Raw genomic sequence first — 22,596 nt, forward strand, 5'->3', positions numbered from 1 at the left:
AGTTTATTTGAATTTGCTTTTAATTTTAATTGGAGGTAACAAAAATGAGTAAAGAAGCAATTATGGAAGCTGCGAAACAGTCGATTGTTGAAGCAGACGAAGATATGGCCATGGAAGCATTAGCAAATGCTGAAGCAGAAGGGGTTGATCTTGTTGAATTGTTAAGCCACGGATACAGTGCAGGAATGAAAGAGCTGGGAGATCTTTTCGGAATGGGAGAGATATTTCTACCAGAGTTAATTTTTGCAACAGAAGTTATGAAGACCGTAAGTGCTGAAATAGAAAGCAAGATGGATATGTCAGAAATAAAGTCCAATGGAACATTAGTTATTGGAACTGTAGAAGGTGATGTCCATGATATCGGTAAAGGAATCGTTGCTTCTCTGGTTAAAACTAATGGCGTTGAAGTATATGATCTGGGAAGAGAAGTTCCGGCTCAGAAGTTTGTAGATGCTGCAATTGAACACAATGCACAATTTGTAGGAAGCAGCGCCCTGCTTACTACTACCATGACTGTTCAGAAAGACATTGAAGATGCACTGAAAGCTGCCGGAATCAGAGACAAGGTTAAGACCATGGTAGGAGGAGCTCCGGTAACAAACAGATGGGCAGAAAAGATTGGTGCGGATGCTTACTGTGAAGATGCTTCTGATACTGTTAACTTTATCTTAAAATGGATTGAAGAACTGCAATAATAACTCAACTGTTATAGAGGAGGTTACATAATGGCTAAATTTACCCACGAGACTGACATATATGGGTATTGCGTTCTGAGAAATGAAGACTTGGATGCAATTCATGAAGCCACTCTGGATCTGATGGAAACTTACGGACTTCAGATTCATGGAAAAGAAGCCTTGAACATTTACGCTGGTGCAGGATGTGAAGTAGACTATGAGAACGACAGAGTTAAATTTCCAAGAAACTTAGTTATTGATTCAATCGAAGCATGCCCCGCAGAGTTTACCCTTTGCGGCAGAGATCCTAAAAATGACACTCTCGTTGGTGGCAAGAGAGTTGCTTATAAGAACTTTGGTACGGGCGTATTTATTATTGATCCATATACCCACAAAATTAGAGAAACGACCAAGCAGGATTTGTGTGATGTAGCCAGATTCTGTGATGCAATGGAGGCCTGTGATGTTTTTTCCATTGCAGTAACAGCAGGAGATGTGAATCAGAAAGTAAGATCCCTTCATGAAGCAGAGGCAGTTCTTAACAACCTGACGAAGAATTTTGCTCATGATCTGGAAGGCATAAAGAACACAAAGAGATTTATAGACATGGCAGCTGCCATTCAGGGCGGATACGACAAACTAAGAGAAAGACCAATCATCACTATGGGAGCATGTCCAAACAGCCCGCTGGAAATTAATGAAAACGAAACAAGCATTATCAAATTGTCAGCAGAATACGGTCTGCCTATTGATATTTTATCAATGGGGCTTTGCGGAGGAACTACTCCTGCAACTCTGGCCGGAACACTGGTATGTACAAATGCTGAAATTCTGGGAGGAATTGTTCTGGCTCAGATTATTAATAAAGGAAATCCTATTCTATACGGAACTTCCACTACTATTATGGATATGAAGACTGCTCAGTCTCCTGTGGGTGCTCCCGAGCACGCCATGTGCGGAGCCGCAGTGGGTCAGATTGGCCATTACTATGGCATTCCTACTAATGTAGGGGGCACTTAGGGGGACAGTAAGTGCCTGGATGAACAGTTAGGTCATGAAAAAACGCTGACCAATCTGTTGCCGGCAGTTACTGGCAGTAATGTAATCTATGGAATGGGAATGCTGGAAATGGGTATGACTATGAGCTATGAGCAACTGCTTATTGACCAGGAAATCGTGAAGATGACCAGAAGAATTCTTCAGGGTATCCCGGTAAATAAGGACACACTTGCTCTGGATGTAATTAAAGCAGTAGGACCTGCTGGAAATTATCTGGCCCAGAAGCATACAAGAAAATATATGAGGCAGGAACTTTCCACTACCAACCTGATTAATCGCAGAATGCGGGAAAATTGGGAAGCCAACGGTTCCAAATCAATGGATCAGGTGGCAAATGAACAGGCTAGGAATATCCTGGAGAATTACAAAGTTACTCCGCTTCCAGATGATGTTAAGAAGAGGATTCATGATATCGTATTGGAAGGTGAAGAGGAAGCTGAAGAATTAGCTAAGTTCAAAGCAAAGAAGCAAATATAATATTAATCTATATGAAAGGATGAAAGATATGAGTGAACAAAAAAAATTCTTCACACGTATGGGCGATGGTTCCATTGTTTATATGACTGAAGAAGAAATCAGGGCTGACATCAAAGAAGGTATCGAAGATGCAGTTCGCAGAGGAAAAATTGATCCACTTACAGATGCTGAAACAGAACACCTTTACGAAATCGTGACTATGCCAGGAAATATTGTAGGCGTTACTCCAGGAATGGAAGTTGTTTCTTCAAATGATTCAGGATCAGATAAAATCAACACGAAATGCGGTATCCCTACATCAAGAGATACAAACTCTATGATTCATGAGAGAGTTTTAGGTGCTGATTCTGTAGACATTGGATATAGTGACTATAACTATAAAACAGTTAAAGGCGTTGCAAAGAGAGAGGCAACAATCCTGAAGCAGGCATTAGGAAGATGTACCATGCCGCTTTTCTACGGAGCTATGCCTAATCTGGGATTCTATACTAAGCCAGATGGTCCTGTTGACAACTGGGCAGTATTACTTCCTGAAGGAAAAATACAGGAAGCCATGGCTGCACAGGAAGAGGCCGTGGATCACGCAGTAAGAGACATTGTTTATGTTGCAGAGCAGATGAATGATGTGGGAGCTGATGGCTTCATGCTGGATACATCCGGAGCTGCAGGAGATGCTGACTTCTTAGTATCATTAAAAGCAACTGAAATAATCAGAGAAAAATTCCCTGAAATGCCAGTAGAAATTGGTATGGCAGGTGAGTTCGTTCTGGGAATGCATGGTAAGTTAAAATATAACGGGCAGAGACTGGCAGGATTATATCCTCATAAGCAGGTTAAGCTTGTTGAAGAAGCTGGAGCAAGTATCTTCGGTGTAGTAGTAAATACCAACTGTAACAAATCATTCCCTTGGAACATTGCAAGAGTATGTACTTTCGTTAAAGCTTGTACAGATGTTGCAAATATCCCGGTTCATGCAAATGCAGGAATGGGTGTATGTGGTATCCCAATGTGTGAAAATCTTCCGGCAGATGTCGTATCAAGAGCAGATAAGGCATTAATTGAGATCGGCAAGATTGACGGATTGTAGATAGGCGTAGGCGATCCTTTAGGTGCTGAAGCTGCACACGCTCTAGCCGCTTGTATGGGTGGTACACGCACTGCCGGAGATCTGGTAATGCGTTTACAACTAGCTAAGAAGATGAAAATCAACGAGGCGAAAGCATACGTGGCAGAGAAGCTTGGAGTATCTTTAGAAGAATTATGCGACGTTGTTACAATGTCAGAAAAGAGAGAGGAACTGGGACTGGGATTAGCTCACGTGGAACCATGTGCAAAAGCAAATGCAGGAATGGAAGCAAAATTCAGAATCCAGGAACTTCTTGGAATCCAGGTAAACTCTGTAGAGAGATTTAAGGAAAGAGCTGGATTGAAATAATCTGCAAGGAGTAGATTTATTTCACGGCTTACACTTAATGAATTTACAGAAAAGATATAAGTATTGAATGACATGCAGGATAGGTTTGCAAGGAGTAAAACTATCCTGCATATTAAAAGTTAATAATAGTCAGAATGCTCAAAAAATATGCGCAATTCAAATATCCTGTCTCTGAAATAGATAATACTTATAGCAAACTTCTGAAAACTATGGTAAAATATTTAGGCATGAAATAGATAGTTATTTTACCATTAACGGCTAACAATGATTTTAGGAGGCGCAAATTTGGAAAAGCAGGAATTGTTAAATAAAGCAAAAGAGGCAATTGTGGATGCAGATGAAGAAAAGGCATTTAGTATCATTTCTGAAGCAAAAAAACAGAATGTTAATCTTTTGGATTTACTGCTGGCTGGATTTGGTGCAGGAAATCAGGAAATTGGAGAGCGATTCGACAGAGGGAGTCTGTCACTTCCAGAATTAATTTATGCAGCTGAAGTTATGAAAAACGTTACGAATACCATTTTGGAGTTGCTGGATTCTGATGAAGGTTCCAATTCTCCTTTCGTAACAAAAGGTACTGTATTACTTGCCACTGTAGCGGGAGATGTCCATGATATCGGAAAGGGCATCGTTGCTTCAACTTTGAGGACTGCAGGATTTGATGTAATAGACTTAGGCTGTGAGGTTCCAGTGGAAACCATACTGGAAGAAGCCAAAAAGAGAAATGTAGACATAATTGGAACAAGCGCTTTACTTACATCTACTATGGTTGAACAGAAGAAGCTGGAAAAACTTTTAGCAGAAACTGGAGAAAAGAAGAATTTTATGACCATGGTAGGAGGGGCACCTTGTACACCGAGATGGGCAAAGAAAATTGGTGCTGACGGTTATAGTGAAGATGCAGTGGATGCTGTCAAGGTGGCTGTTAAGCTGATGGAAGAAAAAAGAATGAAATTTGATTTATAGCGGAGGAATAAAATGGGAAAACAACTTATATTTCAGACACTTAAACATGAACAGACAAATGAGATTCCATGGGTGCCATTTGCTGGCGTACACGTTGGAAAACTCAAAGGCTATTCGGCAGAAGAAATACTAAAAGATGAAGATAAATTAGTTGAATGCTTATTAGAAGCAAAAAAATTATATACTCCTGACGGACTTCCGATTATATTTGACCTTCAGGTTGAAGCGGAAATCCTGGGATGTGATTTGATGTGGGCAAAAAATAACCCCCCTTCAGTAAAATCTCACCCATTGGCAGGAGAAAAAACCATTCCATGCAGCTGCAAGATTCCTACTCCTGAATCAGGAAGGCTTCCAATGATACTCTCATCAATGAGAAGAGTTAAAGAAGCCATAGGAGATGAAGTTGCACTATATGGACTTATCTGCGGACCATTTACTTTAGCTTCTCATCTGAGAGGAACAGATATTTTTATGGATATGGTGGCAGATTCAGCTTATGTAAAAGATTTGGTAAATTACTGTGCACAGGTATCAATCGCCATGGCACAGATGTATATAGATGCGGGCATGGATGTAATTGCAGTAGTAGATCCGCTGGTATCACAGGTATCTCCAAAGCATATTGAAAAGATGCTGTCTGAAGGCTTTACTGCAGTCTTTGATTTTATACGGTCAAAGGGAGCATTTTCTTCATTCTTTGTATGCGGTAATGCTACAAAACAGATTGAAGTAATGTGCAAAATGAATCCAGATGGAATATCTGTAGATGAAAATGTTAATCTGGCCAATGCCAAGAAAGTTACGGACCAGTACAATGTGACAATTGGAGGAAACATTCCTCTTACAACTACAATGTTATATGGCACTCAGGAAGATAATATGAAAGGTGTTATTGATTTGATTGATTCTTTAGATCATTTTAATCTTATTGTAAGCCCTGGATGTGATATGCCATATGATACTCCTATTGAAAACACTATTGCATGTGCTCAGGCTGTTAAGCATCCTGACAGCACCAGAAAGCTCATAGAAAACTATGAAGTAGTAGTGGACGATTCAGATGTTGAAATCCCTGATTATAAAAATCTTGATAAAGTATTAATTGAATTATTCCTGCTGGACCCTGAACAGTGTGCAGCCTGCACATATATGCTTGCTGCGGTAGAAGATATCTATCATGAGATAAACGACATTGCAGATTATAAAGTCTATAAATATTTTATTAAAGAAGACATTGCAAGAACCAGAAAGATGGGAATCCAGAATCTACCAACCATGTGCATCAATGGAGAACAAAAATTCATTTCCATCATACCTTCCCGGGAAGAACTGATAGAAGAAATTAAAAAACATATGAAATAAAGTTTAGTGGTAAGGTGGTAGGCCGGAAGGTTTATCACCTTATTTTTCAAAAGGAGCGCTATGAAAAATCAAGTAATACTAATTGATGAGAAAACAGCATACCCCTTAGCAGAAAAACGCTTCATTAAAACATGCGGGTTTGACCTTAGTACTTCTAAACATCAAAGAATGATGAAAATGGGACAAAAGGTAAGGGAAGATGGAATTGAAGGAATCCAGATTCGGGCCTTAGTTTCCTATTATGAGCCAGAAGTTTTTCTAGATGGGAAAATCATAGTTGGAGATACGGAAATCAGCTGTAACTTTTTCAAGCAGATTCCGGACTGTGCTGTATCAGGCATTTACTTTTATATGCTGACTGTAGGCGAATGCTATTTTTCCAGTGAAGAGAATATTATGGATTTCCTTTACGCAGATATCTGGGGAACCAATTATGTAGACGCCGGCATTGAGATATTAAAAGAAAAGCTGGAAGCAGATATAAAGAATAAAGCTGGAAATGAAAATCGTGCCTTTCTTTCTGAAGAATTTGGTCCAGGATATTTTGGGATGCCAGTAATTGAATCAAGAAAGTTCTTCCAGGTTTTGAATGGAGAAGAAATCGGAGTAAGGGTTAAGGAAAATGGACTTATGATACCCCAGAAAACATGTACAGGACTTTACTTTATATTAAATAATCCGGATATTAAAGCAGAACCGGAATGCTTGAGATGCAATGGTAATTCGTCAGGCTGCAATTTTTGTAAGGTGAAGGCGAGGATAGAAGAGGTGCAAAAATGAAAATAACTTTTTTACCACAGAATATAACATGGGAAGCAACAGCCGGTGAGACCATACTGCAGGCGGCAGTAAAAGCCGGAGTTAATATAGATGGAAACTGTGCAGGACTGGGAACCTGCGGAAAATGTAAAGTTAAAATAATATCTGGAAACAAAGAAATATGCAATAATCATCATAATAAATTATCAGTTAATGAAATAGAAGCAGGTTACAGACTAGCCTGCTGTCATCCTGTATCAGAAGGTATGATAATAGAAATGCCTGAATCAGAGACCACTGCCTCAAGGAAGAAGAAGTTAATCCAACTGCCAGGAAATTTTACAAGTAAGGAATCGGTCATAAAAAAGCTTGTTACTGTACCTAAAGCATCGTTGGCAAATCAGCAAAGCGATGAAGAGCTTATTTGGCGGGAACTAGATGTGGAAGGATTGAAAATTGACTATCAAGTGCTTCTTGATATTCCCAAAATTTTAAAAGACAGCAGGGACGTAACTTTTACCATAAGTGACAATGTAGTAATCCACGTGGAAGCTGGAGACACAACCAAGGAGAATTATGGTGTAGCAGTAGATATTGGAACAACAACGGTGGTAATCATGCTCTGGAATCTGGCAACTGCTGAAATGGTTCAGGTTGATGCGAAGACTAATCCCCAGGGGCTTATGGTGCCGATGTAATTTCAAGAATTACCTATGTCATGGAACAGGAAGAAAACCTGGCAGAAATTCATGACGTAATTATTCAATGTATCAATAAGGCAGTAGATGAATTTGTGCAAGTGGAGGGAATTAATCCAGAACATATATATCAGTATACTGTGGTGGGTAATACCACGATGAGCCATATCTTCTTAGGAGTTAATCCTTCCCAGCTGGCTGTTTCCCCTTTTTCACCGGTCTTTACAAAAGGAATTAATCTGAGTGCAAAGGAACTGGGACTTAAAGGAAACAGCAATGCAAACCTGTACTTGGCGTCAAATATTGCAGGCCATGTTGGATCTGATATTACCGCGGGCATTATTACTACAGATTTAATGAAATGTGATAATGGTCGTCTTTTCATAGATATAGGAACAAATGGAGAAATTGTACTTACAGGGAATGGCAGGGCTGTTGCCTGTTCCACTGCTGCGGGACCTGCATTTGAAGGAAGTTCCATAAAGCAGGGAATGAGAGCAGCCAGAGGGGCCATAGAAAGAGTGGATATTCTGGAAGAGGAAGTCCGCATTTCTGTAATAGGAGATGATATTCCCATAGGAATATGTGGTTCAGGAATCATTGATGCTGTGGGAGAGATGATTCGTGTAGGCATTGTAGATAAATCCGGCAGATTGCTTGGACGGGAAAAACTGATTAAAAAGGGAATTAGTGAAAATATATTAAAACATGTACGACAGAATGAAAAAACTAATGATTTTGTACTGTTTTTCAGCCAGGATGGAAAGAAAGATGTGGTTATATCCCAAAAGGATGTAAGGGAAGTTCAGCTGGCAAAGGCTGCTATTTCAGCTGGTGTGAGCATACTAATGAAAGAAATTGGAATTACTTCTGACAATCTCAAGAGTATAAGCATTGCAGGAGCATTTGGCAGTTATATACGAAATAGCAGTGCAATTAACGTGGGGCTTTTACCTGAAATCCAGAAAGATAAGATTTTATCTCTGGGCAATTCTGCAGGTATTGGGGCATCTATGTTACTATTATCTAAAGACTGCAGAGAAGAGTCCGAAAAGGTTGCCAAAAGAATAGAACACATAGAACTTGCTGCAAGAAGTGATTTTCAGGACCAGTATATGATGGCCATGATGTTTTAGTAGGAGGAAAATATGTTGGATTTAAGTAAGGGGAAATTTACAAAAGAAGAACTGATAAATATACTAGACATAAATGAACCTGAAGAACTACAGATTTTGTTTGATACTGCCCAAAGTATTCGAAGGAATATGCAGGGCAATAAAATATTTGCTTATGGATTTGTATACTTTACTACTTTTTGCAGAAACAATTGTAATTTCTGTTATTACAGAAAATCGAATGATATAAAAAGATATAGAAAGACTGTTGAGGAAATTCTTGAGACTTCCAAAACATTGATAGATTCAGGTGTAAACCTGATAGATCTGACCATGGGAGAAGACCCTGAATATCACAGGGAAGAGTTTGATACAGTGGTAGCCATTATCAAAACCATTAAGAATCAGTATGAAACGCCAGTAATGATTTCTCCTGGAGTTGTTGACAACAAGATAGTAGATAAACTGGCTGAAGCTGGGGCGGACTGGTATGCTTTATATCAGGAAACTCATAACCGGGAGCTCTTTAAGAAATTAAGGCACGGACAGGATTATGACCAACGAATGAATGCAAAGTTATATGCAAAGCAAAGGGGCATGCTTATCGAGGAAGGTTTACTGGCAGGTGTTGGTGAAAGCAATGAGGATATTGCGGACTCTCTTATGACCATGGGTGAAATTGGCGCCAGTCAGGTCAGAGTAATGAGTTTTGTACCTCAGGAGGGAAGTCCCATGGAAAAATGCAAAACCCCTGACAGACTTGAAGAAATGAAAATAATAGCGTTGATGAGAATTATGTATCCCCATGCATTGATTCCTGCCTCCCTTGATGTGGATGGTATCAGTGGATTAAAAGACAGAATAAATGCGGGAGCCAATCTGATTACTTCCATCATCCCACCAAAATCAGGATTTATGGGAGTGGCCCAGAACACTATGGACGTAGATGAGGGAGGAAGAACGGTGGAGGAGGCAAAAATCATTCTGGCAGAGATGGGCCTCCGGATAGCTTCCAGAGATGAGTATAAAGCATATATCAGTGAGGATTTAAAATGAAAGTAGCCATAATAGGAGGAAAACTTCAGGGAACAGAAGCAGCATACCTTGCAAGACTTGCGGGAATGCAAAGCATTTTAATAGACAATAATGAGAAAGTTCCGGCTTCTGGAATATGTGACAGGTTCGTTTGTGGGGATATAGTGGCGAAAGAACGAAATGTCATTGAAGCAATGAAAGAAGCGGATTTTATATTGCCTGCCAACGAAAATGATAGGGTGTTAACAGCTATAAAAGAAATTTGTGAGAAAGAGGGATTAAAGCTTGCTTTTGACTTTGATGCCTATAATATAACTTCTTCTAAGATTAAATCGGATCAGTTGTTTCACCAGAATCATATCCCAGCGCCTCTTTACTACCCGGAAGGACAGGGTCCGTACATCTTAAAACCTTCTGGGGAAAGCGGCTCTGCAGGTGTAACTTTACTCAAGACACAGGAGCAAGTGGAAGAATTTCTAAAAAAGCAGACAGACAGGGAAAACTGGATTGCAGAAGAATTTCTGGAAGGGTCTTCTTATTCCATAGAAGTAATTGGAAACCAGAATGGGTACAGGACGTACACTGTAACTCAGATCCACATGGATGATGTTTATGATTGCTGTAAAGTAACAGCACCATGCCCAGAACTTACGGAGAGACAAAAAGAACAATTTTCGCAGTTAGGCGTTACCCTTGCCAGGCTGGTTAACCTGAAAGGTATAATGGATGTGGAAGTAATTCACCATCAGGGACAGCTGAAGGTTTTGGAGATAGATGCCAGAATCCCCAGTCAGACACCAATTGCAGTTTATTATTCATCAGGAGTAAATTTGCTTTCAGAGCTGGCTGATATCGTATTGTCTGATCAGTTCTGCCATGAGAAAACTGATTATAGAAGGTATTGCGCATATGAGCATTATAAATTGGAAAATTCCCAGATAATTCAGGAGGGAGAACATATGATGAGCCATGCGAGACCTTTAAATATTATGAATGATGCCTTTAAATCAGATGTGGTCATCTCAGATTATTTTCATGGATGCAGTGATTTTAAAGGAATCTTTGTCAATAGTGCATCTGATTCAGGACAGTTAGAAGAAAAGAGGGAACAGGTAAAATCTAATCTAAAATTGTTACCATAAAAGCAAATAATATTATTAAAAAAATACTATTGGATGTGATACAATACTTTCAAAGAGATACTGATTGCAGAAAGAAGGCCTTTATCAATGGAAAAATTCACTATTACACAAAAAGAAAGAATAGGTGAACTTAACGGGACTACAGAAATGATGGAAATGGAATTTGAAACCATCGAGAATAGAGACAGTAGTTTCAGAGAAATGGAAAAATCTATGGTAAAGGAAAGCAGAACTAAAATCAAAGAACTGCTTCATGAAAAATACATGACAAAAACGGTAGAAGTAGGCAGGAATCTGGAACAATGGCTGATGGGCGAGGGATTTACCAAAGTAGTAACTCCTACCATCATAACGAAACAGATGCTTGCCCAGATGACCATTGATGAATATCATAAATTATCCGAACAGGTTTTCTGGCTGGATAATAAAAAATGCCTCAGACCCATGCTGGCACCTAATCTTTATGTGGTGATGAGAGAATTAAAGAGAATTACAAATGAACCAGTGAAGATATTTGAACTCGGCTCCTGTTTCAGGAAGGAATCCCAGGGTGCTCAGCATATGAATGAATTTACCATGCTTAACTGTGTAGAACTAGCGTATGTAAAAGATGGCCAGCAGCTGGATGAATTGAAAAGACTTGCTCATGCAGCAATGAAAAGACTCGGAGTCCCTGAAGAGGAATATGAACTGGTGGTTGAAGAGTCTACTGTGTATGGTAGTACCGTTGATATTGAGATTAACGGAATGGAAGTTGCTTCAGGTTCATATGGCCCCATTTTCTTGATAGTCAGTGGGGAGTGTTTGATACCTGGGTAGGTATTGGATTTGGCATAGAGAGACTTACCATGGCACTGTCTAAAAGCAAAACTATTAAGCGTTATGGACGAAGTATTTCTTTTATAGACGGACAACCATTGAATATTTAATGAGCAAATTTTGGTGAGGTAGGAAAATGACCAGATTGAGGACAGAATGGATTGAATATATGCTGGATGGCATGGAAGAATACAATAAACAGCTGAAAATCAAAACAGGTATGGATTTAGCTGATTTCATCAAAGACACATTTAATATGCAGGAAGCAGTTTTCCAACAGGCAAGAGATACTAAAAAGATTGCAGTGGTTCCCATTACCCAGGGTGAAGGCATTATAAGCTCTTTCAGTGAATCCGTAGCCGCTATCATTAAATCCATAGGATTTAATGCTTTAGTAACAGAACATACAGATATAGATGGCATCTATGAAGGTACTGAAAAAGGTTGTGACATATTCTTTTTTGCGGATGATGCAAGATATCTGGCTTTAAATATAAAAAGTGGAAATGTTTGTGATAATAACTATGCTACAGCATTAGGATTTATCAAGGTACTTAAGGCTTTAATGAATAAAAATGGGAAAAACATCCGTGAAGAAAAAATTCTTCAGATTGGTTATGGAATTGTAGGCAGAGAATCAGAGAAAATCTTGTTACAAGACAAAATAAACTTTGATATTTTCGATAAAAACTTGGATGTAATTAAAGAATTACCATATGAAAAATTAACAGAGAAAGATCAGATCAGGAATTACAATTATATAGTAGACTTTACCAATGAAGGGGGCTGGCTGAAAAAAGAGTGTCTCAGCCCAGATCTTTTGTATGTAAGTCCAGGGGTACCATATTCCATGGATAGTGAAGCTGAAGCGTATTTTGAGAACAGAGCGGTTCACGACAATCTTGAAATAGGAACTGCCATTATGTTGGGAAGGGTTATTGCTGATTAAATTCAGCTTTTTACATGGGGTGCGGATCGTATGGATCACATGGACTCTAAATCCATGAAGCCGGGTGAGACTCCCGGGCACCTCGCCATTATTAAACCAATCTCAGATTATGGGCAGGAGGTTGCAATATGATTCAAATGGTACTTTTGACTGGGTTTCTGGGTGCAGGCAAAACAACTTTGATGCAAAGATTACTTGATACTTACAGGGAACACAAAATCGGTGTGATTGTCAATGAGTTTGGACAGATAAATATTGATGCCAAACTGGTAAGTCGTGACGGTATCCTTATGAAAGAATTGTCAAATGGTTCGATTTTCTGCGCCTGTATAAAAGATAAATTTGTGGATGGTCTCATAGATATGTCTAAGAGGGATATAGAGTATCTGTTTATTGAAGCATCTGGACTGGCAGACCCGTCAAATATGGGCAATATCATTGAGGGAATCCGTAAGGCTACAAATAACAATTATATTTTGAAAGGCACTATCTGTATTGCAGATGGCCTGAACTTTGCGGATATGGTTGAAGTCCTCCCAGCCTTAGAACGACAGGTGAGGCATGCCAATGCAGTGCTTGTAAATAAAATGGATCTCATTGATGAAAATAAATTTAAAGAAATATCGGATAAAATAGGGGAGATAAATCCAAGTGTAAAAATTTACGCTGCCACTCATTGCGATGTAGATATTAAAATGATTGTGGAAAATTTTGCAGTAAATACTGCAGTAAGCGAGGATACTACCAATACTTATGAATCAAGGCCAAATACATTTATAGTAAAAGCAGATGAGCCTATTGAAGAAAGCAAGCTTATCCAGTTTATTGATCAAATTGCTGAAAGCAGTTACAGGATTAAAGGATTTGCTAATACTGAACAGGGAACGGTAGAAATCAGTGCAGTAATAAATCATATTATTGTTACCCCCTGGCACAAGGTGGAAAGAACAGAGATAGTTGTAATTTCTTCGGTGGGGATTAAGATGCTAAGTATGATTACTAAAGCATCAAATGATATTTTAGAAGGAAGGCTTTATATTTAAAATGGCTGATAATAAGAAAAGATATTATAGAAAAAACATTGAATTGTTTGTTCTGCTAAATAAAATGAAGTTATGGCCGTCCAGAAATGGTGTGCTTCACGGAATCAAAGAAATTGAACTTCAGGGGAAATATGCAACCATCACAACACATTGTGGCAAAACGTTTCAGACTAATAACTCCAGGAATTCAAGAGCAGCAAGGTGGCTTAGAAATAAGTGGGCAGTAAAACCTTGTAAGGACTGCTGTGTACCGGAATGGAAGTTAGAGAAATATTCTAAGACATTTTTTGATTCCCATTATGGTAGTGACTTGATTCACAAATAATTGCTGGGGGTATATAGATGTTCATTGATATGAATTGCCCTTGTCAGGGAAAAAATTTGGATAAAATGCTTCAGCCGCTGATTTTGTGCATTCTTGCTGAAGGCGGTGATATGCATGGTTTTGCCCTATTAAGAGAAATAGGCAAAATGGAAAGATTTGCGGACAGTAAGCCGGATGCAACAGGAGTCTACAGGTATTTAAAAAAGATGGAAAGCTCCGGACTTCTTACGTCAAAGTGGGATATGGAGGATGATGGCAGCGGTAATCCCAAAAGGATTTTCAGTATTACAACTCAGGGAAAGGCCTGCCTGGCCAACTGGTCTGTAGCACTATATGATTACAATCAGTATATCGATAGCCTGATTGATATGATTAACAAGGCTGTCAGTAAATAATCCCAAAGTTTATTTAGGCAGTCACAGATAATATCAGGACGCTATTAACATTTATTTTTTAAAGAACAGAGTATGTGTAAACATACTCTTTTGTTTTTTGTGATTAATATTTCCTTGATTGTTGCATATTAATATGGTAGACTGGTACAAGTGACAAGACACATATATATATTAGTGGTAATATATATGTATACTTATAAAAGGAGAAGATTTTATGGAACATATTGCAAAAAGAATTGACAGGTTACCTACAACACCTATGTTGAAAAAAATTTTATTCCTGACAGGGATTGGGTGGATGTTTGATGCGATGGATCAGGGAATGGTATCTGGTGTTATGGCAGCTATTGGTACGGACTGGGGATTAAGCACTGGACAGATTGGATTATTGGGGAGCTCAGGCATGCTGGGGATGATAATAGGAGCCGCTTTATCGGGTATGGCCGCTGATAGATGGGGCAGACGGAATATTGTCATGTGTACGCTGATTATTTATGGTATCGCCAGTGGTTTATCAGGATTTGCAGTAAATTATCCCATGCTTCTTGTACTGCGATTTTGTACAGGTTTTGGATTAGGTGGGGAATTACCTGCTGCTTCCACATTGATTAGTGAATATTCCCCTAAGAAAGTTCGTGGGCGCAATGTTATTATTTTAGAAAGCTTTTGGGCCTGGGGATGGATTTTAGCAGCGTTGGTTGCGTATCTGCTTATTCCCGTTTATGGCTGGAGGATAGCATTCTTTGTGGGAGCCGTACCTGCATTATTTGCAGCTTATTTGAGAAGAGCTGTGCCGGAATCTCCACGATACCTGGAAACCATGGGAAAACATGCAGAGGCAGATCAGCTGGTGCGAATGATGGAAATGCAGGCCAATGTTGAAAATCTGCCATATCAGGCAGAAGAACAGCACCAGAGAAGGAATGAAAAATCTCGCTTAACATTGGGAGAGTTATGGTCTAAAAAGTATGCCAGAACTACACTGGTGCTCTGGATTATATGGATTGGAATAAATTTCGGGTATTACGGTTTTGTTTTGTGGACCCCTTCTTTATTAATGGCACAGGGGTTTGCATTAGTAAAAAGCTTTGAATTCACATTAATTATGTGTCTCGCACAGCTACCTGGCTATTTTAGTGCAGCACATCTGGTGGAAAGAATTGGACGAAAAAAGGTACTGACTGTTTATTTTGCCGGAACAGCTTTAGCTGCATGGCTGTTTGGGCACGCAGGTTCTACAATGCAGGTTCTGCTGTATGGCTGTCTGCTTTACTTTTTCAGCCTGGGGCATGGGGATGTGTTTATACTTATACACCAGAAGTATATCCTACTGTTGCCAGAGCCAGCGGTGCAGGCTGGGCCGCTGCTTTTGGCAGGATTGGTGCATTTATCGCCCCACTTATTGTACCCGTAATATATAGTACTTATGGCAACAGAACAGGGTATGGATATATCTTCGCCTTACTTACGGGAGTATTTGCCATTGTTGCTATTGTAGTTGCTATTTTTGGCAAAGAAACTATGGGAAAATCACTGGAAGAAATTAGTCAGTAGTAGTAATAAATATGGGATAAATATAAACAGGAGATTAACTCCTGTTTTATTTTTGCTATTTATTAAAATATTTTTAACAAATTATTACAATTAATGTAGAAATTTGACGAAAAAAGAGGATTTTTGTTGTAATTTTTACTGCTTATGGTACAATTATGACGTCAGCAGTCAGTTGGATTGCTAAAAATATTTGAGGAGAAGGAATAAAGTATATGCTGAAAAACATGAAAATTGGGAAAAAATTAATTATTACTTTTGTTTTGGTTGCAATTATATCCAGTATAGGTGGGGTAGTTGGTCTTTATGTGATGACTCACATGAATACAGACTATGGAAAAGCACTTGTTAATTATGGATTTGCACAGGGTAACATTGGACGTTTTAATGCAGAATTAAATAACACTCGTGTTCTTTTAAGAAATATAATTATTGATACTGATGTTCAGCAGATGAAGAATGATCGGGAGGCAATAACAAAATCCTTTGACAAAATGAATACATATTTAGCAATGGTTGAAAAAAGCATAGATTCTGACAAAGAGAAAAAGGAATATCAGAATATTAAGGATAATATAGAAAAGATTAATTCCATTGCTGACCAGGAGATTAATCTGGCTATGCAGAATAAAAATGCTGAGGCATTTTCCTTTTTAATGGAAAAGGGTACCCCTGTTGTGAGTAACATTTCAGCCTCTGTGGAAACTTTAATGAATGAAAAAACTACAACAGGGAATCAATTGGCCGATGAATTGTCTGCACAGGGGAAAATGGCAACGATATTTATTCTGGTAGTAATTTTCATTTCTTTAGCAGTTTCCTTCATCATAGCTCTGATTATTTCAAGGGGCATCAGCAAACCTGTAACCGAAATGGCTTATGCAGCTGAACGAATGGCAGAAGGTGACCTGAGCATGCAGATTAACATTGACTCTGAAGATGAAATTGGTCAGTTAGGTGCTGCATTCATTAAATCGAACCAGATGATTAGTGCCTATATAAATGACATAAAAGCAAACCTTGGAAAAATGGCTCAGGGAGATTTAAATATTAAAATGCAGCAGGATTTTAAAGGCGATTTTATTGAACTTAAAAATTCAATGCATAGCATTGCTATCTCCCTTAATGATGCACTGACTAAAATCAATCAGGCAGCAGAGCAGGTTGCAACAGGTTCTGATCAGGTGTCTGATGGCTCTCAGGCTTTGGCACAGGGAGCAACAGAACAGGCCAGCACAGTGGAAGAGTTATCTGCATCTATTGAGGAAATATCAGATCATATAAAGAAAAATGCAGAGCATGCTGCAGGAGCCAGTGAAAATGTGAACCTGGTCAGTGAAGAAATAGAAGTAAGCAATAACCATATGACTGAAATGGTTTCTGCTATGGCTCAGATTAATGACTCTTCCAGCCAGATAGGAAAAATTATTAAAACAATTGAAGACATTGCTTTTCAGACTAATATCCTTGCCCTTAATGCTGCTGTTGAAGCTGCAAGAGCAGGCACCGCAGGGAAAGGATTTGCTGTTGTGGCAGATGAAGTAAGAAATCTGGCTACTAAGAGTGCAGAGGCAGCAAAAGATACCACCACTTTAATTGAAAATTCAATGAAACAGGTAGAGAATGGAACAAAAATTGCTGATGAAACGGCAGAGTCCCTTCGTAAGGTTGTGGAGAGAGCAAAAGCCGTTGCCAATATTGTTGAAAATATTTCTCAGGTTTCAAACCGACAGTCAAATGCCATAAATGAAGTTACACTGGGAGTTGAACAAATTTCAAGTGTTGTACAGACTAATGCTGCTACAGCTGAAGAAAGTGCTGCAGCCAGTGAAGAACTTTCCGGACAGGCCCAGACTATGAAGGAGCTTGTAGAAAGATTTAAATTAAGAAATGAGACTGTTTAAGAATTTAAAACTAATAATGAAAAGTAATTTATAAGTTTATATAATAATGATAAACACCGGGGAATATTCCCCGGTGTTTTATTGATTATGAAAGAATTCTTATATTATTATGTATCAAATTTAATATGCGTAAATCAGGTGACCAATTTGCAAAGAAACTGGTTTAGATAAAATCCAGGTATTGGTGGTGGTATCATCATAGTAGAATTGTGCCCCACTGGTAGGGTCCTCACCCTTCATAGCCGCTTTTGCAGCTTCAATGGATTCAGGTTCAGCTGGCTTATTGATCCATCCATTTATAACGGGGGTAAATTGATAGTATCCGTTAATGCTCTGGTATATAACGCCTTTTATGGAATTAGCCCAAACACCGCTCTGAACTCTGTTTATAACAACGGCACCAACAGCCACTTTTGCTTCGTAAGGTTCACCCTGTGCTTCTGCTGTAATGAGCCTTGCAAGCAAGTCCAGGTCATCCTCATATTGTGAATCAGCTTTTGGCGGCGCGCTTGAAGTGACTTTAGTTTCAGCATTAGATAAACTTTTTGTTGATACAGTTGGTTCAGGAACTACAGTCTTAGATGGTTGTGAATCAGCAGTTTTTCTTTTTTGTGAATTTGGCAGGCTACCATCTGGTGTTTTATTTTGCGTTTGGTTTACTTTATGATAGGCATCTCTTTTAATGATACCTCTTGATATGACAGAGCTATCTTCATTATCAGGTTTGCTAAAAGAGTTCCTTTGTAAGTCTGGACTAATATCTGAAGGGATAGCGGATGGCTTTGCAGTGCTTTGGGGTTGATTTTCCGGAATGCTTTTCAATTCATTAGTTTTGACCGGTTTGGTTAATGAATTAAAATTGGAATAACCATCCGTCAGAGTAATTGTGGTTAAAGTAGAAATTAAAAATAAAGTGATAGCGAATAATAGGGATGTAATAAAATGTTTTAATCTGATTTTCTTTAGTTTTTTCATGCTTTCCTCCTTATGCCTTCCAGATTAGTTGACAGATCATGGTTTCAGTTCCCAATTGTGCCTGCTAAGATATTTCACTATACTATTATTTTAATATGATATGAGCTAACAATCTAATGGAAAACTTATGAAATTGGTGGAAACGTTTTCCTTATATGATTTTGATAGGGCGGAAAAATGTACAGGAATTGTAAAAAACTATAATTTGTTATATTATAGTTTTAATACGCAATAATAAATGATAATTCAAGGAAGAAATGGGGTGGCTCTTTGAACAGATTATATTTACCAGTATTTACCCAAGAAGAAGGGGTGACTGCTTTTTTTTCTACCAAAGAAGGAGCAAGTACTGAAAGTCCGTACTATAATAAAGAGGTATTAGAAGAATTAAATCTGGAAAAATGCAGGCTGGTATGGCCTGAGCAAGTACATAAGTCACATGTGGAAGTAATAAAAGCTTCTGCAGACAATAGTGAACCCATACGAATCTTGCAAACTGATGGAGTTGTTACTAATAATCCGGGTGTTTTACTGACTACCGTTCATGCAGACTGCCTGGCAGTATTTTTTTATGATAAGAAAAACAAAGCTATAGGATTAGTACATGCAGGGTGGAGAGGCACTGTCAGGGGGATTGCAGTAAATGCAGTAAACATAATGGAAAAGGAATATGGAAGCAAACAGGAAGACTTAATGGCTTTTATCAGTCCGGGAATCAGTAAGTGCTGTTTTGAAACGGGTTTTGAAGTATATGAAGACTTTCAGAAACAATGGGAGTGGATCGATGAATATGCAGAAAAAAAAGGAGAAAAGTACTATATTGATTTAAAAGAGATTAATAAAAGGCAGCTTTTGGAGGCAGGAGTAAAAAATATTGAAATAAGTCATTACTGTACCTGCTGCAATCCAAAGGTATTCTGCTCTTATAGGGGAGAGCCGGGAATAAAACAACGAATGGGCGCAGGAATTTGTCTTTCAAATTACTGATGAGTCAGGACTGAATCTTGTATTGTAACAGGATTCAGTCCTTTTAGTTAACTAGGTAAAACAAAACTTTACTAAAGTAATGTGAAAATCTGGGTATTTATGATATAATAAACAAAAAATATAAGAAAGTTTAGTTGATGAATGTAAGCAATTGCGGTATCATAATTTTTAGTGAAAATTAAACGCAAGGTTTATGATATATTATAAAATGCCAATACATCAAGACGGGTAAACCATGACTGGAGGGGATTATGAGAAATGACAATTTTGTAGATTTTGGAGAAGAGGTAAGCAAGACCATTAGAAAGGTATTAAACAATCAGGATTTTTATGACTTGAAAAGCACTATTAACCGCACGATGAACAATGTGCCTGGAATGGGAAGACAACCATATTATCAGCAGCCTTTTAATCCGCATCTGTCGAAGACTTATGACCAGCAGACTCCTGGAAATTTTGGGAACCCAGGAGTAAGGGAAGTTAAAATTCAGAAAGGCAGCGACTCTGTTGCCAGTATCCTGTTATTAGTTTTTGGATTTATAGGAGCTGTTTGTATGGGTGTTATTACCCTGCTTGGCCTTGCAGTATCTATTTACCAAAAAGATGTTCTGGAGGCAATCATCGTAGCTTTGGTATTTGGAGTACCTTTTGCCATTTCCGTATTTATGATTCTAACAGGATCAAAATTAAAGAAAAGAAGTCAACGATTCAGACTTTACCAGAATGTACTGAATGGACGTACGTTTTGTGCAATACAAGAACTGTCAACGGCTGCAAGGCAGGATAACAAGTACACTACAGATGATCTTCGCAAGATGATTAAGGCGGGGCTTTTTAAAGAAGGATACCTGGATGAGCAGGAAACATGCCTGATCACAGATTACAAAACATATGTGCAATATCTGGAAACCATGAAAAATGCAAGAGAAAAGCAACAACCAGAAAAAGCAGAACCACAGGTGAAAAAGGAAGAGACTCCTTTAGAACAAACAATAGCTGAGGGAAAAAGCTATATTCAGACCATTAAAGCAGCAAATGATGCATTACCGGAAGAAGAAATATCCGAAAAACTGGATCAGCTGGAAAACGTCACAACGAAGATTTTTGATTATGTTGAGCAGCATCCAGAGAAACTACCGGAGATACGAAAATTCATGTGCTATTATATGCCCATTACCCTAAAGCTGGTTAAGGCTTATCAGCAATTTGACGAGCATGGATTTAATGAAGGTGAGATTGCAGATACAAAAAGAGAAATCAAAGGAACTCTGGATACCATTAATATGGCTTATCAGAATTTATTAAAGAAATTAATGCAGACAGATATACTGGATGTTTCATCTGATATCTCTGCATTAGAAACGATACTGGCGCAAGAAGGACTTACTGATGACGATTTTATAACAAACAAAGGACTAAATTAGTAGCTATTAATGAATATGCCTGATGACAGCTTGATGAGAAAGCTGAGAAGGGGATTTGAGGAGGAAGAAATGAGTGAAGTGATAAAAGAAGCAGAAACACCAACTTTAACATTTGAGCCTTTTGGGGCAGAACCGGTTCAACCGGTTGCACCTGAACCAGTTGTGGTTTCAAAAGAGCAGCAGCCAGCTGTACAGGAAGTACCTCTGACTGAAGAAGAAAAGAAAATGATAGACGATTTTGCGTCTAAGATAGAATTGGGTAATTCAAATCTGATTTTGCAGTACGGATCTGGTGCACAGAAAAAGATTGCAGATTTTTCAGAATCAGCATTGAACAACGTTAGAACAAAAGATCTGGGAGAAATCGGCGGTGTCCTTTCTGACGTAGTAACAGAATTAAGAAATTTTGAAGCGGATGATGATGAAAAGGGATTTCTGGGAATTTTTAAACGTACTTCAAATAAAATTGCAAATATGAAAACAAAATATAATAAGGCAGAAGTCAATGTTACCAAGATATGTTCCATATTGGAAAATCATCAGATACAGTTATTAAAAGATGTAGCCATGCTGGATAAAATGTATGATATGAATAAGGTATATTTTAAAGAATTATCCATGTACATTTTAGCAGGAAAGAAAAAATTAAATCAAGTACAGACCGTTGACTTACCTGCATTACAGGAACAGGCTAAGAATAGTGGACTGCCAGAAGATGCTCAGGCAGTTAATGATTTGTCTTCTTTATGCAGCCGCTTTGAGAAAAAACTCCACGATCTGGAGCTTACCAGAATGATTTCAATTCAGATGGCTCCACAGATTCGTCTTGTGCAAAACAATGACACTTTAATGTCGGATAAAATTCAGTCTACATTAGTAAATACCATTCCTCTTTGGAAAAGCCAGATGGTTTTGGCCTTGGGAATTGCAAATTCCCAGCAGGCAGCTCAGGCCCAGCGAAAGGTAACAGATATGACAAATGAACTTTTACGAAAGAATGCTGATACTCTGAAAATGGCTTCCATTGATACAGCAAAAGAATCTGAACGGGGTATTGTAGATATAGAGACTTTAATGAACACCAATCAAAGCCTGATTTCCACATTGGAAGAGGTAACGAAGATTCAGGAAGAAGGCAGACAGAAACGTGCCCTGGCGGAGACAGAGTTAAGCCGTATGGAAGGCGAACTGAAGCAGAAACTGCTTGAAATCCGCAATTAAAGCAAAGTGACTTACAAAGTAGTAAGTTATAGTTCTACATACTTAAATTACATGATTGCCGTCTTTATTTATGGATAAAGATATGAAAGCGGTTGAATTTTACTTTGTTAGAGCCAATTTCTTGGAGGAGTAAAATTTAGCCGCTTTATTTTTTTAATATTATGATGTTTCAGATAAAAAAGATATTTCATGTAAATATTGAAATAATAAACAAGTTTGGGTTATTATGATAAATAGGCGTATTTATATACATAAAATCCATCCAAAAGGAGATA

General features: G+C 38.4%; 19 protein-coding genes and 2 pseudogenes. 20 read left to right on the forward strand and 1 reads right to left on the reverse strand.

Annotation, left to right across the window (positions count from 1 at the left end):
• The first annotated feature begins 44 nt into the window (after positions 1-44).
• The 17 genes and pseudogenes from Ami3637_RS11520 to Ami3637_RS11610 all read left to right on the forward strand — a co-directional run bounded on the left by Ami3637_RS11520 (position 45) and on the right by Ami3637_RS11610 (position 17,714).
• A complete protein-coding gene (locus Ami3637_RS11520) occupies positions 45-695 on the forward strand; it encodes a cobalamin B12-binding domain-containing protein (RefSeq protein ID WP_162362709.1) in 651 nt (216 codons plus the stop codon).
• Positions 696-725: 30 nt separating this feature from the next.
• Positions 726-2,213 (forward strand): annotated as a pseudogene (gene mttB, locus Ami3637_RS17555) ([trimethylamine--corrinoid protein] Co-methyltransferase).
• 28 nt (positions 2,214-2,241) lie between these two features.
• A pseudogene (gene mtbB, locus Ami3637_RS11535) lies at positions 2,242-3,648 on the forward strand ([dimethylamine--corrinoid protein] Co-methyltransferase).
• 285 nt (positions 3,649-3,933) lie between these two features.
• On the forward strand, positions 3,934-4,614 hold the full coding sequence (locus tag Ami3637_RS11545; RefSeq protein ID WP_162362712.1) for a cobalamin B12-binding domain-containing protein: 681 nt from the start codon (positions 3,934-3,936) through the stop codon (positions 4,612-4,614).
• A gap of 12 nt (positions 4,615-4,626) precedes the next feature.
• Positions 4,627-5,979, forward strand: coding sequence for a uroporphyrinogen decarboxylase family protein (locus Ami3637_RS11550; RefSeq protein WP_162362713.1), 1,353 nt, complete (start codon positions 4,627-4,629; stop codon positions 5,977-5,979).
• 60 nt (positions 5,980-6,039) lie between these two features.
• Entirely contained in the window at positions 6,040-6,759 is a 720-nt protein-coding gene (locus Ami3637_RS11555; RefSeq protein ID WP_162362714.1) for a hypothetical protein, read from the forward strand.
• Entirely contained in the window at positions 6,756-7,436 is a 681-nt protein-coding gene (locus tag Ami3637_RS11560; RefSeq protein WP_162362715.1) for a 2Fe-2S iron-sulfur cluster-binding protein, read from the forward strand. Before Ami3637_RS11555 ends, Ami3637_RS11560 begins: the two co-directional genes overlap by 4 nt.
• Before the next feature lie 20 nt (positions 7,437-7,456).
• The gene (locus Ami3637_RS11565; RefSeq protein ID WP_162362716.1) at positions 7,457-8,572 is read left to right on the forward strand and encodes an ASKHA domain-containing protein; all 1,116 of its coding nucleotides are present in this window, start codon (positions 7,457-7,459) and stop codon (positions 8,570-8,572) included.
• Between the two features lie 12 nt (positions 8,573-8,584).
• A complete protein-coding gene (gene pylB / locus Ami3637_RS11570) occupies positions 8,585-9,607 on the forward strand; it encodes a methylornithine synthase PylB (RefSeq protein ID WP_162362717.1) in 1,023 nt (340 codons plus the stop codon).
• Entirely contained in the window at positions 9,604-10,728 is a 1,125-nt protein-coding gene (pylC, locus tag Ami3637_RS11575; RefSeq protein WP_162362718.1) for a 3-methylornithine--L-lysine ligase PylC, read from the forward strand. Before pylB ends, pylC begins: the two co-directional genes overlap by 4 nt.
• Positions 10,729-10,815: 87 nt before the next feature.
• Complete coding sequence (pylSc, locus tag Ami3637_RS11580; RefSeq protein ID WP_162362719.1) at positions 10,816-11,547, forward strand: pyrrolysine--tRNA(Pyl) ligase large subunit; 732 nt, start codon at positions 10,816-10,818, stop codon at positions 11,545-11,547.
• A gap of 136 nt (positions 11,548-11,683) precedes the next feature.
• Complete coding sequence (pylD, locus tag Ami3637_RS11585; RefSeq protein WP_162362720.1) at positions 11,684-12,496, forward strand: 3-methylornithyl-N6-L-lysine dehydrogenase PylD; 813 nt, start codon at positions 11,684-11,686, stop codon at positions 12,494-12,496.
• Positions 12,497-12,624: 128 nt separating this feature from the next.
• A complete protein-coding gene (locus Ami3637_RS11590; protein WP_162362721.1) occupies positions 12,625-13,539 on the forward strand; it encodes a CobW family GTP-binding protein in 915 nt (304 codons plus the stop codon).
• A 1-nt stretch (position 13,540) separates the two neighbouring features.
• Positions 13,541-13,864 (forward strand): pyrrolysine--tRNA(Pyl) ligase small subunit, encoded by a 324-nt coding sequence (pylSn, locus tag Ami3637_RS11595; protein WP_162362722.1) that lies wholly within the window; start codon positions 13,541-13,543, stop codon positions 13,862-13,864.
• A 17-nt stretch (positions 13,865-13,881) separates the two neighbouring features.
• Entirely contained in the window at positions 13,882-14,259 is a 378-nt protein-coding gene (locus Ami3637_RS11600) for a PadR family transcriptional regulator (protein ID WP_162362723.1), read from the forward strand.
• A gap of 214 nt (positions 14,260-14,473) precedes the next feature.
• The gene (locus tag Ami3637_RS11605; RefSeq protein WP_330586621.1) at positions 14,474-15,673 is read left to right on the forward strand and encodes an MFS transporter; all 1,200 of its coding nucleotides are present in this window, start codon (positions 14,474-14,476) and stop codon (positions 15,671-15,673) included.
• A gap of 364 nt (positions 15,674-16,037) precedes the next feature.
• Positions 16,038-17,714, forward strand: a complete 1,677-nt coding sequence (locus Ami3637_RS11610; protein ID WP_162362724.1) for a methyl-accepting chemotaxis protein — start codon at positions 16,038-16,040, stop codon at positions 17,712-17,714.
• A 120-nt stretch (positions 17,715-17,834) separates the two neighbouring features.
• On the opposite strand, the gene Ami3637_RS11615 is transcribed toward Ami3637_RS11610, so the two are convergent.
• Positions 17,835-18,689, reverse strand: a complete 855-nt coding sequence (locus Ami3637_RS11615; RefSeq protein WP_162362725.1) for a cell wall hydrolase — start codon at positions 18,687-18,689, stop codon at positions 17,835-17,837.
• 270 nt (positions 18,690-18,959) lie between these two features.
• On the opposite strand from Ami3637_RS11615, the gene pgeF reads away from it, so the two are divergent.
• The 3 genes from pgeF (at position 18,960) to Ami3637_RS11630 (ending at position 22,321) form a co-directional block, all read left to right on the forward strand.
• Complete coding sequence (gene pgeF / locus Ami3637_RS11620) at positions 18,960-19,676, forward strand: peptidoglycan editing factor PgeF (protein ID WP_162362726.1); 717 nt, start codon at positions 18,960-18,962, stop codon at positions 19,674-19,676.
• A 251-nt stretch (positions 19,677-19,927) separates the two neighbouring features.
• Entirely contained in the window at positions 19,928-21,100 is a 1,173-nt protein-coding gene (locus tag Ami3637_RS11625) for a 5-bromo-4-chloroindolyl phosphate hydrolysis family protein (RefSeq protein WP_162362727.1), read from the forward strand.
• Between the two features lie 69 nt (positions 21,101-21,169).
• Positions 21,170-22,321, forward strand: a complete 1,152-nt coding sequence (locus Ami3637_RS11630; RefSeq protein ID WP_162362728.1) for a toxic anion resistance protein — start codon at positions 21,170-21,172, stop codon at positions 22,319-22,321.
• Positions 22,322-22,596: the final 275 nt, after the last annotated feature.

The organism is Aminipila terrae, assembly GCF_010120715.1.
Lineage (GTDB): Bacteria > Bacillota > Clostridia > Peptostreptococcales > Anaerovoracaceae > Aminipila > Aminipila terrae.